12 protein-coding genes are annotated in these 14,793 nt (G+C 64.9%); 6 read left to right on the top strand and 6 right to left on the bottom strand.

Annotated elements, in window-relative coordinates; all coding sequences use genetic code 11:
- Both P3W85_RS18605 and P3W85_RS18600 read right to left on the bottom strand, forming a co-directional pair.
- A partial coding sequence (locus tag P3W85_RS18605; protein ID WP_276265881.1) for an ESPR-type extended signal peptide-containing protein occupies positions 1-1,699 on the bottom strand: 1,699 nt, incomplete at its 3' end.
- 699 nt (positions 1,700-2,398) lie between these two features.
- Entirely contained in the window at positions 2,399-3,184 is a 786-nt protein-coding gene (locus P3W85_RS18600) for a response regulator transcription factor (RefSeq protein WP_017225921.1), read from the bottom strand.
- Between the two features lie 181 nt (positions 3,185-3,365).
- On the opposite strand from P3W85_RS18600, the gene P3W85_RS18595 reads away from it, so the two are divergent.
- Entirely contained in the window at positions 3,366-5,753 is a 2,388-nt protein-coding gene (locus P3W85_RS18595) for an ATP-binding protein (RefSeq protein ID WP_276265880.1), read from the top strand.
- Between the two features lie 149 nt (positions 5,754-5,902).
- The gene (locus P3W85_RS18590) at positions 5,903-6,487 is read left to right on the top strand and encodes a hypothetical protein (protein WP_276265879.1); all 585 of its coding nucleotides are present in this window, start codon (positions 5,903-5,905) and stop codon (positions 6,485-6,487) included.
- Positions 6,488-6,905: 418 nt separating this feature from the next.
- Here P3W85_RS18590 and P3W85_RS18585 read toward each other — a convergent pair whose 3' ends face one another.
- Positions 6,906-8,150 carry an MFS transporter gene (locus P3W85_RS18585; RefSeq protein WP_276265878.1) on the bottom strand — a complete coding sequence of 415 codons (1,245 nt, stop codon included), beginning with the start codon at positions 8,148-8,150 and terminating at the stop codon, positions 6,906-6,908.
- 97 nt (positions 8,151-8,247) lie between these two features.
- Here P3W85_RS18585 and P3W85_RS18580 point away from each other — a divergent pair, with 97 nt between their 5' ends.
- The 3 genes from P3W85_RS18580 (at position 8,248) to P3W85_RS18570 (ending at position 10,419) form a co-directional block, all read left to right on the top strand.
- Positions 8,248-9,237: a LysR family transcriptional regulator gene (locus P3W85_RS18580; protein WP_276265877.1), complete on the top strand. Its 990-nt coding sequence runs from the start codon at positions 8,248-8,250 to the stop codon at positions 9,235-9,237.
- Positions 9,238-9,300: 63 nt separating this feature from the next.
- On the top strand, positions 9,301-9,876 hold the full coding sequence (locus P3W85_RS18575; RefSeq protein ID WP_017229042.1) for a helix-turn-helix domain-containing protein: 576 nt from the start codon (positions 9,301-9,303) through the stop codon (positions 9,874-9,876).
- Between the two features lie 6 nt (positions 9,877-9,882).
- Positions 9,883-10,419 (top strand): GNAT family N-acetyltransferase, encoded by a 537-nt coding sequence (locus P3W85_RS18570; protein WP_017229041.1) that lies wholly within the window; start codon positions 9,883-9,885, stop codon positions 10,417-10,419.
- Positions 10,420-10,435: 16 nt separating this feature from the next.
- Here P3W85_RS18570 and P3W85_RS18565 read toward each other — a convergent pair whose 3' ends face one another.
- From P3W85_RS18565 to P3W85_RS18555, 3 genes are all read right to left on the bottom strand, one after another.
- Complete coding sequence (locus tag P3W85_RS18565; RefSeq protein ID WP_276265876.1) at positions 10,436-12,502, bottom strand: NAD(+) synthase; 2,067 nt, start codon at positions 12,500-12,502, stop codon at positions 10,436-10,438.
- Positions 12,503-12,831: 329 nt separating this feature from the next.
- Entirely contained in the window at positions 12,832-13,137 is a 306-nt protein-coding gene (locus P3W85_RS18560; protein ID WP_276265875.1) for a hypothetical protein, read from the bottom strand.
- Between the two features lie 115 nt (positions 13,138-13,252).
- Positions 13,253-13,690 (bottom strand): hypothetical protein, encoded by a 438-nt coding sequence (locus tag P3W85_RS18555; RefSeq protein ID WP_276265874.1) that lies wholly within the window; start codon positions 13,688-13,690, stop codon positions 13,253-13,255.
- Between the two features lie 243 nt (positions 13,691-13,933).
- Here P3W85_RS18555 and P3W85_RS18550 point away from each other — a divergent pair, with 243 nt between their 5' ends.
- On the top strand, positions 13,934-14,659 hold the full coding sequence (locus P3W85_RS18550) for a 2OG-Fe(II) oxygenase (RefSeq protein ID WP_035814718.1): 726 nt from the start codon (positions 13,934-13,936) through the stop codon (positions 14,657-14,659).
- Positions 14,660-14,793: the final 134 nt, after the last annotated feature.

Raw genomic sequence — 14,793 nt, 5'->3', positions numbered from 1 at the left:
TCGCGCTCACGTCGCCCTGGTGCACATTGGTGATCCTGGTGCCGCCGCTCACGCCACCGTCCACCGATGCCGTGCCGCCCAGCGTGACGCTGCCCTTGCCCGCGTCGTCGTACTTCACCGCGTTCTCGGCAACCTGCTCCACATTGCTTGCCACGGTCTTCAACTGGCCAACGTTCACCGCATCCGTATCGACCGCGCCAGCCGCCACGTTCGAGATCCGGCGCTCGGCGCCTGCCCGGCCCACCGAGACTTCGCCCGCTGCCGTGCCACCCACCGCGTATGCCGCCTGGCCCAGCTTGCTGCCGTCGGCCAGCGACCCACGGCCGATCGCCACGCTCTGCGCATGGCTGGCGGTGGCGCCATAGCCCAGCGCCGTGGCGCCCGCCACCGTGGCGTGCGCATCGTCCGCTGCCAGGCCCGTGTCGTTGGTGCGCACATACTTCACCCCGCGGCCGTTCTGCGCCACATAGGTGTTGCTGGTGTCGCCCGCCACGTTGGTGATGGTGTCGCCCAGGTTCGTGATGCTGGTGGTGTTCTGCTCCACCTTCTGGTTGGTCGCATACAGTTGCGACCCATTCACCGCATCCGTGCTGTTCGCGCTCACGTCGCCCTGGTGCACATTGGTGATCCTGGTGCCGCCGGTCACGCCGCCGTCCACCGATGCCGTGCCGCCCAGCGTGACGCTGCCCTTGCCCGCGTCGTCGTACTGCACCGCGTTATCCGCTACCGCGCGCAGCTGGTTCACATTGACCGCATCCGTGCCGTTGGTTCCGCCTGCCACATTCTTGATCTGGCGCTCCTTGCCGGCGGCGCCGATCGACAGGGCGCCCCCTGCGGCAATCGCATCGCCGCTGAACAGCGCCGGACCCGCGGCGTTGGCGGCGCCCACGCTCCCGGAGCCCAGCGCGACGCTGTTGGCGACATCCGTCGTGGTGCCCGCACCCAATGCTACGGAACCCGTGCCACTCGCTCTCGTCTGGCTGGCCGCTTCATAGCTAGCCCCCCCTGAAACGCCGTCATTGCCCGCCGCGCGGGAATCCGCCGCACCGATGGCGATGGAGCGATATCCCGCCGCATTGGCTGAATGTCCCATCGCAATGCCGCTCTCGCCGTTGGCGTAGGCCACATTGCCGATCGCCGTCGCGTAGTCCGCCGTCGCTGCGGACTGACGCCCCAGTGCAAAACTGGTATTCCCGCTGGCCAGGGCAATCGTTCCCAGCGCGACGGCGGAGTTCTTGGTGGCCTGTGCACCCACCCCGATCGCGATGCCCGAATCGCTCGCACCGGAACGATCACCGATTGCAACGGACGCACTGGCCGCATTTGCGCTATTGCCGATTGCGGTACTGCACCCGTTCTGGAGTACATACTGGACACTCGATCCAGGGTTGTTGCCCGGATTCTGCCGATTAACGAAATTGGTCCCGCAGTTTGTATCTACCGTTGCCGTCTTGCCATTGCCGCCATTGTTGTTGCCGGTCGTGCCCGATACGGCGGTCTGGCCGACAGCGTAGGGAACGGCCAGCATGCCCGCAGCCGCCAGGATGGTTCGTGCCACTATTTGACGGCGGCGCTCCGAACGGCCGGCTTTTCCCCTGGACTTGCAATCCTCGCCCACGGCAACATAGGTGCCTGTGCGCTCATTCCATATGGTCTTGTAGGTACGGTTCACGTCGATTCCCATCGAGAGGGAAGCCATCTCTTGCCAGGCACTCGCGAAAGGCGCGGAGAGTGCAATATCAGAGTGCTTCGCGGTTCTTTACGAAAGTGCATCCATCGCTGCGAGTCGCTTCGATAGGGAGGATTCAAGCAAAGCGGGTGCACAAACACGTCGCTCAGCCGGTCCCAGACTCACATCCAGGGAGGCACTGGTCATTGCCCAAACGAGGAACAGTTGGACTGGCCGCAGATTGCCTCGGACCATGGAGCCGGCGTTTTGCGCAAAGAACAAAATGTTTTGCTAAATGACAAAATCGTCAAAATAAATGCAAACAAATGCAACGCCTCAAATGTTAGACTCTTCAATAAGAGGGTCGCGTGCTAGTCTCCCGGCTGTGTTAAGAAGCGCCGCATTTTCGGATCGATGGCGCCCTACATTCACCGCCTTTCCGGAGATTCGCCAGCGTTCAGGAAACCGGATTTCCAGCGCAGCGGCGTTGGCACGAGAATCGCACCACGCAGCGTCAATCGGCCGCGGTCACGGCAACTGGCGCCAGCATTTTTATAGAAAGAAAAAAAGGAGAATCCGTAGCCATCGGCTATCGGATGGCTCTATCGGGAGAGCGGAGAAGATCCGTGAAACAGGGTATTCAGGGAAATAGCCGCAGCATCGCCGACGATGCTGGAGAGAGACGGGACCGGCCGATTCGCCGTCAGCGCGACATTGCCGCCGCGGCGTTCATCTTTGATTGTTGCGGAATGCAGATGGGGGAACCCCCATATGATCGCGAAATGCAGTGGAAAAATTGGCGGTGCTGGTGAAACCGACTTCCTCCGCTATTGCGGCAATGCTCAGCGAAGTCCTGGCTAGCAAATGCCTTGCCTTCTTCATCCGTTCCAGCCGTATATATTCGAATACGGTAACACCGAGATTCCGCTGAAATGCCGAGGAAATCCGTCTTTTATCGACACCCAGAGCACGTGCCAGGTCCGGCAGCGTTGGTGGATCCGACAGCTTGGCGGAGAGATATCGCCTGGCGGCACGTACCAGTACCTGCTCCCTGTTCTCCGCTGCGCCGGTGTCGTCTTCGAGGATGCTTTTTGTTTCCGTCCGCTCCGCCAATCGCGAGGACAACTTCAGATGAATGCGCACCCTCTCAACCACCTCTTCCACTGCGTAGGGCTTGACGATGTAATCCACGCCGCCCTCTCGCAGCCCGGTCAGGCGCGCGCTGATCTCGCTGGATACGGTGAGAAAGATGACGGGAATGTTCTCGGTAACGGCGTTGGCCTTAAGCATGCGCGTGACGGCGAATCCATCCATCTTCGGCATCCTGACATCGAGCAGGATCAGGTCGGGAGCGAACGCAACGGCCCGGTCATAGCCCTGCATTCCATCGAATGCAATGCTGATCCGGCAACGGGAGTCCCGCAACGCCTCCACCAGCAGGCGGAGTTCATCCGGATTGTCATCGATAAGCAGGACATGGGGCTCTGGCAAGCGTTGCTGGTCTATTTCTGTCATATAGGAATTCACTGCATATTGCGGTGTGCAGACCTTTCATCATGCGCATCGAATCTGGCCCCTCAATCATAAATTCGGGATATCGGAAAATCGACCTCATAGCTCAGATCAAAGCATAGCTTAGCGCTCCGGCTTATTGATCATCAACCCCTCGGTAGAGCTATGCGGTTACGCCATTAAAATGCGACTGACATTTCTTATCGTTATTTTTTTCGCTTTCTCTGCCGTGGTTCGGGCCGGGACCGTTGGCGAGACGATCCCGGCGCAGGGGGCCGGAATTCTCCTCGGCCCGATCGGCGTCTTCGAGGATGTATCAGGCCTTCTGTCTATCGACACCGTCCTTTCCCGTCCCGGCCCGCTCGCAGAAGCCACGTTCCTGCCAGGGGATCCCATCGCACTGCAATCACCCCGGGCAGACACCGTCTGGTGGCTGCGGTTTTCATTGCGCAACACGGCCTCGCGGAGCGTCCCGCTACGGCTCTTGCTCGGACCACCTGGACTAAAGCGCGTCGATGCCTTTATAGAGAAGCAAGATGAGCGGCTGCACTTGCGCGCCGGCGCTGCAGTCCCGATGCAGGAGCACTCCCATGCGTCCCGTCTTCCATCGTTCTCTTTCCGGCTCGACCCCGGCGAGCAGGCCAACGTCCACATCCGGGTACAGAGCAGCCGTGCGATACAACTATTGCCACGCCTTTATCATGAGGAGGCATACCTGGCGAAGGAAGGGATCAGCCGGCTATGGGACGGCTTGCTCTTTGGCGGCTTGCTGTCCCTGGGCTGGTGCGTGCTGCTGATCGCCTTGTTGTCGAGGCGTCTTGCATATCTGTGCCTGGGGCTGCTTTGCCTGGGAATCATGCTCTATGAGGCTTCCATTCGCGGCTACGCAAAGCTCTATCTCTGGCCCGATGCGACCGACTGGGGCCTTCGCAGCACCGCTGTGCTCGGCTATGGCTGCCTGGCGCTGTTCGCCTTCTTTCTTGGCAGCTTTGCCAAGAGCGAGAACATCGCCATGCGTGGCCGCGGATGCTTCCTGCTATTTGCATTCACGGAATGCGTACTGGCGAGCGCAGCCTTCATGAGCGATCTGCACGCCGTGGCTGTGGCCTCGGCCTACGCCAGCCTGTTCTTTTCCTTCTGCATCCTCATGGCCGCACTCCTCATGCTGAAGAATGCGGCTCCCACAGCAAGACTCGTACTGCTGACCGCCATCTTCTTCCTGCTGCACATCGGCTTGCGCACGATCGAGCGCCTCGACCAGACGCCTGGCTTTATCAGGCATCTCGGCATCGACGACGTGTCAACCGGCCCGGTTGCTGCCGTGTTTGGGCTTGGCATCACCCTGATCGTACTGGCGGCTTGGATCAACTACCTGCGGCTACAGAGAAAGGCGGCCCGCGACGACCTTGCTCTATGGCAGGAACAGGATCAACAACGGCTGAGGGATGAAGTCGCACGCCAGACACACGCCTTGAATCAGGCATTGCAATATGCCGACGCAAAGAACCGGCAAAAGAGCGAGATGCTCGGGTATATCAGCCACGACCTGCGCGCGCCGCTTGCGACCATTGTCGGCTATGCGCGCAGGCTGGGCAGGACCCTCCCCCCGGAGCAGAGCACATACGTGCAGGCCATCGAGCGCAGCGCAAACTATCAGCTCACGCTGATCGACGATCTCCTTGAGTATGCAAAGGGCGAGATCCAGCCTTTGCAACTGGCACCGGCACCGGTGGAGTTTTCCGCTCTCATGGAAGACATCGCTCAGTACGCACATGCGCTGAGCGCGCAACAGAGCAATGTCTTCATCCTCCATGCCGAGACGCCGCTACCCACGCACATTTCCATCGACAGCCGTCGGCTGCAGCAGGTGTTGCTGAACCTGTTGTCGAATGCCGCGAAATTCACGCGCCAGGGCTCAATCCGGCTGTCGGTCGGCGCTCACCGCCTGGAACGGAGCTGGCGGCTGCATTTCGATGTTGCGGATTCGGGAATCGGGATCGCGTCTCGAGACCAGCCCCACATCTTCAAGGTTTTCACCCAACTGGGGGTGGAACAGGGCGGTGTCGGCCTTGGCCTGTTTATTGCGCAGCGCATTGTTGAAGGCATGGGCGGGGCGCTGCAATTGAGCAGCAAACCCGGCGTCGGGAGCCGTTTCAGCTTTGCGATCGAGGCACCGTGCCTGGACGACGCCGTGCTGCCTGGGGGCGCCTTTTCAGCCATGGCATCTTCGCCGCCCGGACCCCTGCCGTTTCCCGCCGGCACGCCTTACCCCATTCCGCCGGCACACGCACGGATGGATCTGGCTGGATTCGCCCGCGACGGGCATTTGACGGATATCGAGGAGTGGTTGCACCACATGAGCGGCTCGGAACCCTCATATCCTGACTTTCTCGCCGAGATGCATGCTGCCCTGCAGGTTCTCGACCTGGAGCGGGTCGAATCGCTGGCCCTGCTTCCCGATAGTCCCGCCGCGTACCGGTTTGCCATGGCAGCGGAAGGCATCGCCCGGCCTTCACCGGATGCGGCAGCAACAAATCATCCCGCCACGGAATCCCTTTCGCCAGCAACCTGAATCGTGTCAAAATCCTTGGCCTTTTGCCTGCCCTGCCAGCGTTCGACCGCCCGGGCATGCAAGCGTGTCATCGCACAGACTTGCAAGAGCAGGAAGAGCCGGCGTGCAGATGATCTCCCTGAGCCAATCTCGAAGCGGATGGAATCGACATGCGGTTTTCGACAAGGTACGCCGTCGCGGCGGCGCTGCTATGTTCTGGAGCCATGCTCAACCGCGGCTTCGCCGCGCAGAACCCCCAAGACCAGAAAGAAGGCGAAGGCGGGCGGTTCCTTCGCTACAGTTCCACCCAGATCTGGGTGGAACCCACCGCGGAAGAGCGCACCACCTACGAGCACGCGCGCGATTTCACGCTGCAGCGCAGTTCGACGCGGGCGGCCTTGCAAGCCTGCCAGGCCGCGCTCGAAAGCCTGGGCTATAAGCGGCTGGAGACGGAGCCGAATTTCGGCCTGGTCCAGGGCGTCCTCAATGAAAAGCTTGTCAGCACCGGCAGGGAAATCCTGCGCGGGGTATTGAAGTCGAAGATGGGGCTTCCCGGCAGGGCGGACCATCAGACGACCGAAGCGCTGGTCACGGTGGCGCCGGGCGCATCGCAGGGTGACGTGCTGGTCAGGGTCCGTTTGCGCGTGACCATCTGGGACAGCAATGGCGATTCGCGCACCACCATCGTGGTGGACCCGCAGGCCTATCGCGGCTTCTTCACCAAGCTCGAGCAGACGCTGGCGGCTGCCAGATAGCATCTGGGCCGTGGCTGGCGCCACGGGTCGCCGGATGATCGGACGGCCGCCGGAATCGGGAGGGCATGGCCGCAGCGGGAATGGAGGTACTGCGGCTGCGGGAAAATGCCATGGCAGATCTCGCCCCCTATAAAGGCGGTGTGCTGTCGGGTTCCTGGGCTTGGGTTGAGACAGGTCTGCAGGGCCTGAATCAGGTCCCTGCAACGGCAACAGGTCCTACTGAAAATCAAATGCCTCCATGTACCCAAGAGCCCGACACCGCTCCGCCTTTGGAGGTAGTCTCAATTTGAAGTAAAGCGGTGCCGGCTGGGCGCGCGGCCGCAGGCAATACAAGGGCACGACAAGGCCGCGCAACAACGCCAGCAACGTTCTGAAAAACGACCGCTCAAGGCGACAGCTGACGGAGACGGCCTAGGCATCATCTCGCCAACCGGGCGCCCGGCCACAAACGCACGGCCAGTGCGCCCAGGGCGGTCGCGGTGGACAACGCCGTGACGGCCAGCCAGCCCCAGTGGCCCAGCATGAAGCTGCCCAGCGCGGCGCCCGTGGACATCCCCGCGAACATGCCGACGAACAGCACCGCATTGAGACGGCTGCGGGCGCCGGGTTCGATACCGTAGACGATGGTCTGGTGCGCCACCAGCGTGACCTGCACGCCAAGGTCGAAGCCCAGCGCACTGGCCGCGATCATCCAAAGGCGTGCATGCGGCGCCAGTAGCGGCGAGAACAACATCCCGGCGAAGGAAACCGCGGCCAGCCCGGCCCCCAGGCGGGTGACCAGTTCGGGCCCCCGGCGGTCGGCCAGCCGGCCGGCCAGCGGTGCGGCTAGCGCGCCGGCCGCACCGGCCAGGCCGAATGCCCCTGAGGCCGCACTGCCCAGATGGAAGGGCGCGCCATGCAGCATGACCGCCAGGGTCGACCAGAACGCACTGAAGCCAACCGAAAGCAGCCCCTGCGCCAGCGTGGCACGGCGCAGGGCGCCATGCCGGCGCCACAGCCCGGCCAGCGAGCCGAGCAGGGCACGGTACGACAGATGCGTGGTGGGCTGGAAGCGCGGCAACGCGCGCCAGGCAACCGCGCCCATCAGGGCAATGCTGGCCGCCGCGATCACGAACATGATCCGCCAGCCGAAGCGCTCCGCCACAAAGCCGCTGACCACGCGGGAGAGCAGGATGCCCATCAGCAGACCCGTCATGACGGTGCCCACGACCTTGCCCCGGTGCGACTCGGGAGCCAGCGTGGCCGCCGCCGGCACGATGTCCTGGGCCATCGTCGCGGCCAGGCCGATCGCCAGGCTGGCCGCCAGCAGCAGCCCGATGCCGGAGGCCGCGCCGCTTGCCAGCAGCGCGGCGCTGAGCACGGCGGCCTTGGCCAGGATGATGCGGCGGCGGTCAAAGCGGTCGCCGAGCGGCGCCAGCAGCAGGATGCCCAGTGCGTAGCCGAGCTGCGTCAGCGTGGGCACCAGCCCCAGCGCCCCGCCGGAGACGCCGATATCGGCGCTCAGCACGCCGAGCATGGGCTGGCTGTAATAGAGCGAGGCCACCGCAAGACCGGCGCCGGTGGCCAGGAGCAGGACCAGCCGGGTGGGCAGGCGGTCCGCGGCGGCTTGGCCCGTGGCTGGATGCATGCCTGCATTGGCATGCGCAACTCGAATGGAAGACATAAGGTAAACCCCAGATCGGAAAACGAGTCTGGAGTTTGCCGCCCGGTCAGATCACGCGGTAGTACTGCAATTCGCACAATTGCTATACGCTTCGCGTATGAAAGCCCCTCTTACCACGCCCGCGAAAGCCGCGGCACCGCGTGCTGGCGTCCTCCCGACGTCATCCTCGACCGACCGCGTCGAGCTGATGCAGACCTTCGTGCGCATAGTCGAAGCCGGCAGCCTGTCGGCAGCCGCTGCGCAGATGGGCACCACGCAGCCCACGGTAAGCCGCCGCCTGCAGATGCTGGAGCGTTCGCTGGGCCTGCGCCTGCTGCAGCGCTCGACGCATGCCATGAAACTCACCGAGGATGGCGAGCGTTGCTTCGAGCGCGCCAAGGAACTGGTCGCCGGCTGGGCGGCATTCGAGTCCGACCTGCGCGGCGCCGGCGACGAGCCCGAGGGCACGCTGCGCGTGTTCGTGCCGCATGCATTCGGCCAGCAGCACCTGGTCGGGCCGCTGGCGGACTTCCTCAACCGTCACCCGCGGGTGAGCGTCGAATGGCTGCTGCATGACAGGACACCGGATTTCATCGCCGAAGGCATCGACTGCGCCATCCACGTGGGCGAGGTAAGCGACCCGTCGGTGGTGGCGATCCGGCTGGCCGAAGTCCCCCGCATCGTCGTGGCCGCCCCCGCCATGCTGCAAGGCCGCGCCTTGCCCGTGGATATGGACGAACTCGCCGGGCTGCCCTGGCTATCGCTGCGCACTTTCTATCGCAACGAGGTAGCGCTCACGCATACGGTCACCGGCGAAACCCGGCGCCTCGCGTTCCGCCCGCGCGTGTCCACCGATAGCCTCTACGCCTTGCGCAGCGCCGCGGCCATGGGGCTGGGGGTCTGCGTAGCCTCGGCGTGGATGCTGGCGGACGACCTCGCGCAAGGCCGGCTGCTCCACCTGGTGCCGCAGTGGCAGGCGCCGCCGCTGCCAATGTACCTGGTCTACCCGTATGCGCGCTTCTATCCGGCCAAGCTGCGCCGCTTTGTGGAGACGATGCGGCAGGCCGTGCCCGCGGCGATGGCGGGGACGGCCGCGCAGGCAGGATAGCTAGCCACGATCGCTTGCATCCAGGGGTTGATGGATTCCCATATTTGAGATATTTTCCCCAATATGAAAAACCCAAATCCCGACGACGACGCCACGCTCGACCGCCAGATCGCCCAGCGCCTCAAGGGCCTGCGCGCCGAGAGAAGCTGGTCGCTGGATGAACTGGCGAAACGCAGCAGCGTCAGCCGCGCTACCCTGTCCCGGCTGGAAAACGCGGAAGCGAGTCCGACGGCGAGCGTGCTGGGCAAGCTCTGCGCCGCCTACGGCCTGACCATGTCGCGGCTCATGCGCATGGTGGAAGACGACTTTGCCCCGCTGATCCCCCGCAGCGGGCAAACCCTGTGGACTGACCCGGAAAACGGCTTCCGGCGGCGCTCCGTGTCGCCACCGGCAACGACCCTGGCCGGCGAGGCCCTGGAGTGCGAACTCGGACCGGGCACGCGCATCGCCTACGACGGCACCCCCAGGCCAGGACTGGAGCATCACCTGCTGATGATGGAGGGCGAACTGGCAGTCACCGTCGACGGGCAAACCCATCACCTGCGGCCCGGAGACTGCCTGCGCTACCAGCTCTTCGGCCCGAGTGCCTTCGCTACCCCTGCGCAGTCGGCAGCCAGATACCTCCTGTTTATCGTGTGAGACAACATGGGCATAGACACGCAAGCCACCCTCTCGCTCCTCCCGGCGGACCAGATCGCATGCCATCTTGGCGAACTGGCGGCGCTGCTGCACGCCTGCGTGCGGGACGGCGCCAGCATCGGTTTTGTGCAGCCGTTCACGGCGGGCGACAGCGAGGCCTTCTGGACGGGCAATGTGCTGCCGGCGGTGCGGGGCGGCGCCCGGCTGCTATTGGTTGCGCGGCAGGGCGGCAGGATCGCGGGATCGGTACAGCTGGACTACGACACGCCCCCCAACCAGCCTCACCGCGCCGAAGTCCGCAAGCTGCTGGTCCACCCCGATCATCGCCGCCAGGGTATTGCGCAGGCATTGATGGCCGAACTCGAGCGCCTGGCAAGGCAGCGCGGGCGCAGCCTGCTGACGCTGGACACGCGCACCGGCGACAAGGCAGAGCCGCTCTACGCCTCGCTAGGCTACGTGGCCGCCGGCGTCATTCCGGGCTACTGCCGCGCCCCATCCGAAGACCGGCTGGATCCGACCACGATCATGTACAAGGCGCTCTGACCGGATCGCGGCCCCTTCAGAGCGAATCGGGCACCTTCTCCAGGTCTTTCATCCACACCACGGACTCCGAGTCGCTGGGCGCACGCCAGTCGCCGCGGGGCGACAGCGAGCCGCCCGAACCCACCTTGGGCCCGTTCGGCACGCAGGAACGCTTGAACTGGCTGGTGCGGAAAAACCGGTCGAGGAAGATGCCGAGATTGCGCTTGATGTCCGCCACCGTGTACTGGTTGCGGGTCACGTGCTGGCCATCCGGCCAGCTGCCCTGCTCGCGATCGCCCCACGCGGCGAGGGCGAGGAAGGCGATCTTGGTGGGCGTGAAGCCGAAGCGCAGCGTGTAGTACAGGTTGAAATCCTGCAACTCGTACGGACCGATGAAGTGCTCGGTCTTCTGCTGGGGTGCGTTGGCCGAATCGCCCGGCACCAGCTCGGGGCTGATCTCCGTCTCCAGCACATCGATCAGCACGTCCGAGCCGGCATCGCCGATCTGCCCGGTCTCCGCCACCCAGCGCACCAGGTGCGAGATCAGCGTCTTCGGCACGCTGCCATTCACGTTGTAATGCGACATATGGTCGCCCACGCCATAGGTGCACCAGCCCAGCGCCAGTTCGCTCAGGTCGCCGGTGCCGATCACGATGGCATGGCTGGAATTGGCGAAACGGAACAGGTGGTTGGTGCGCTCGCCGGCCTGCACGTTCTCGAACGTCACGTCGTAGACGGGCTTGCCGGATGCGTAGGGGTGCTCGAGATCCTTGAGCATTTCAAGGCAGCTCGGCCGGATGTCGATTTCCTTCGCGGCGCAGCCGACCACTTCCATCAGCTTCCTGGCCTGGAGCAGCGTGCGGTCGCTGGTGGCGAAACCGGGCATGGTGATGCCGATGATGTTGGTGCGGGGCAGCTTCAGGCGGTCCATGGCCTTCGCGCATACCAGCAGCGCATGCGTCGAATCCAGGCCGCCGGATACGCCGATCACCACCTTGGAAATGCCGCTGGACGACAGCCGCTGCACCAGCGCCTGCACCTGGATGTTATAGACCTCGCTGCAACGCTCGTCGCGCCGCCTTGCGTCCGCCGGCACGTAGGGGAACCGCGCAATCGCCCTGCGCAGGGGCAGGGCTTGGTCCGCCGCCGTCTCGAGCACGAAGGGAACGACCCTGAACTTCGCGACCTCCGCGCCATGCCGCCGGACCGAGTGGCCGAACGTGGTCTGGTGCATGCGCTCGCGCGACAGGCGCTCCAGGTCTATATCGGCAAAGGTCAGGTGCGCGCTGTCGGCGAACCGTTCGGACTCGGCCAGCAGGTCTCCGTTCTCATAGATCAGCGCCTGCCCGTCCCATGCCAGGTCGGTGGATGATTCGCCCTTGCCGGCCGAGCTGTACAGGTAGGCTGCCAGGCACCGCGCCGATTGCTGGCTGACCAGCTGATGGCGATAGCCGGACTTGCCGACGACGATATTGGACGCGGACAGGTTGACGAGCACGGTCGCGCCCGCCAGCGCCGCGAACGACGACGGCGGCACCGGCACCCAGACATCCTCGCAGATCTCGACGTGGAAGCGGAAGAACGGAATGTTCTGCGCCTCGAACAACAGGCCGGCGCCGAACGGCACCTTGCTGCCGTTGAGCGTCACCTCGCTCGCCGTGGCGTTGTCGGCCGAGCTGAATTGCCGCGCCTCGTAGAATTCCCAGTAGTTCGGCAGGTAGGTCTTGGGAACGACGCCCAGGATCCTGCCACCCGCCACCACCGCCGCGCAGTTGAACAGCAGGTGTTCGACCCGCAGCGGCAACCCCACCACCAGCGTGGTGGGGATCGTCCTGGAGGCCTCGACAATCTCCGACAGTGCTGCCTCGCAGGCATCGAGCAAGGCCCGCTGATGAAAAAGGTCGTCGCAGGTGTAGGCCGACAAGCCGAGTTCCGGAAAGGCCACCAGCGCCGCGCCCTGGGCGGCGGCGTCCCTGGCCATCGCAATGGTCCCGGCCGCATTGAAGGCGGGATCGGCCACGCGGCAAACAGGCACGCCGACCGCCACGCGCGCGAACCCGTGGGAGTAGAGATTCAGGAAGGTATTCGGTAACTTGCTGGTCATGTCAATTATCCTTGCGCCGCCACGGCAGGGCGGTTCAGCGCGGCAAACGCCGGGGGCTGAAGTTGGTCAAGCAGTACATGACGCAATTCTACGATGCGCACCCTGTCCTTGCCCGGGCCTGCGCCGCGGCGCCGCGGCTTCGCGTGCTTGTCCGGCGCGGGCCATGGCGCCGCAAGCCGCGCCGGTGACCTGCACCGTCGCCGTGCGGGCAGGGCGGGACATGGGCTGCGGCGGCACGTCGGAAGTCAGGCCGGACGGGCCGGCCAGCGCCGGCCAGATACGCCAGGTGATCCGGTCGCCTGTTTTGCGCCGCGTTGCAAATGGTTCGGCTAGTCTTCGGTTTCCCCGCCGCCCAGCAGGCGGGCGATCTTGTCGGCCGCGGCCGGGGCGAACTGCAGCACGCACTCCCGCGTCAGCGCGAGCGTGTACGAGAAGGCCATCGCGCGATCCTCGAAGGTGCGCTTGAGCATGAAATGCGCGGCGGGCACGGCGCCATCGGCCAGCCTGGACAAACGGACCAGTGCGCCCCAGTTCCCGTCCTCCACCCGCAGGATATCCACTTCGATGGCATATCCCGCCTCGATATACGTCCTGGCCGGTCCAGCCAGCCGGCGTTCCGGTTTGTCGAGCCCCATCTCGTTCCTCCACGATTCGAGCCATGCTTTACGTCGCCATGCCCGTTGCCGGGCATGGCAATACCGGTCCGTGGCGGCGGGCTCCCCCCGCTGCCACGGCCGTACTGCTTGCGTGTCAGGCACGCACTGCGCCGGCCAACCGGTTCGCTGCCGGCGGCGGCGCGCTGGACTGGCGCACGACCAGGCCACCGGGAAAGCACAGGCGGAGCGGCGCCAGCGCCGGTTGCGACAGCCTGGGCATGACCCGGCGCACCATCGCCGCGGCCATGAAACCCGCAATCTTGTTCGACCGGCTCACGGTGCGGCCGGTGGGCATGACAAAGGCGATGCGCCGGTGTCCCAGCCCGGCCAGACGGGAAGCCGCCAGGTGCCCGGCCTGGAAACTGTCGGGCGCAGCGTGGTCGATGCGGGCCGGCACGTCCGGGCCGGCGCCGCCGTCATAGCTCGCCATCGCCAGTCCCTGCCGCGCAAGCGCCGCGAACTGCGGCTCGCCGGTCAGCGGCGGCACGGTGATCACGCCGTGCACGCCGAAGGACAGCAGATCGTCGAGCATACGCGCTTCCTGCTCATAGGCAAGTACCGGCCAAAGCAAGCACGGTCCGGCGGGCGGGCAGGCGCCCACGCCTTGCCGCGCGGAATTCGACAGCAAGACGCGGAGTGATGCATGTCCGATTCTCGTCTAGAGTTTGCTCGTCGACACACCCCAAAGGAGAAAAGCATGACAGCCGCACGGCATTCGCCCGACCAGGACAGGCTCGCCGCGCTTCCCTTGCGCGATGCGGTAGCAAACGCCGGCATGCTCGCAGCCGGACCGGCCGAAATTGACCGGCACGTCGACGCGCTGGCCTGGGACGAGATCGCGCGGGACCTCGACCGTCAGGGCTGGGCCCTCGTCCCGGGCCTGCTGGCCGCGCACGCGTGCGCTGCGCTGGCCGCGCTCTACCCGCGCGACGATCTCTTCCGTTCGCGGGTGACGATGAGCCACCACGGTTTCGGCCGTGGCGAGTACAAATATTTCAGCTATCCCCTGCCCGGCCTCATCGAAGGCCTGCGCGGCGCGCTCTACCCGCATCTGGCGCCGCTTGCCAATCGCTGGAACCAGGCCATGGGCATCGACGTGCGCTACCCGGCCCGGCACGCGGATTTTCTGCGCCGCTGCCATGATGCCGGGCAGGCGCGGCCCACGCCGCTGATCCTCCAATACGGGCCGGACGACTACAACTGCCTGCACCAGGACCTGTATGGCGAGCATGTCTTCCCGATCCAGGTGGCCATCCTGCTGTCCGAACCGGGCCAGGACTTTAGCGGCGGCGAGTTCGTGCTGACCGAGCAGCGCCCGCGCATGCAGTCGCGCGCCGAGGTGGTGCCGCTGCGCCAGGGCGACGCGGTGGTGTTCGCAGTGAACCAGCGCCCGGTGCAGGGCACGCGTGGCAGCTACCGGGTCAAGCTGCGCCATGGCGTGAGCCGGCTGCGCTCGGGCCAACGGCATACGGTGGGGATCATCTTCCACGATGCTGAATAAGGCATGTGGAAAGAGGAAAAAAAGGGAAAAAAGGGGCCCGCGCGGCACCCGTGGAATTTGACCGCAAGACCCGGAGTGCGCAGCCCGCGGCATCGGCTTACAGTGAGCACCATGAAACGCCAGCAAACACCACG

The sequence above is a fragment of the Cupriavidus basilensis genome, from assembly GCF_029335485.1.
Classification (GTDB): domain Bacteria; phylum Pseudomonadota; class Gammaproteobacteria; order Burkholderiales; family Burkholderiaceae; genus Cupriavidus; species Cupriavidus basilensis_E.
Note: the sequence above shows the minus strand (reverse complement) of the source record. Positions and strands in the feature narration are given on the sequence as shown.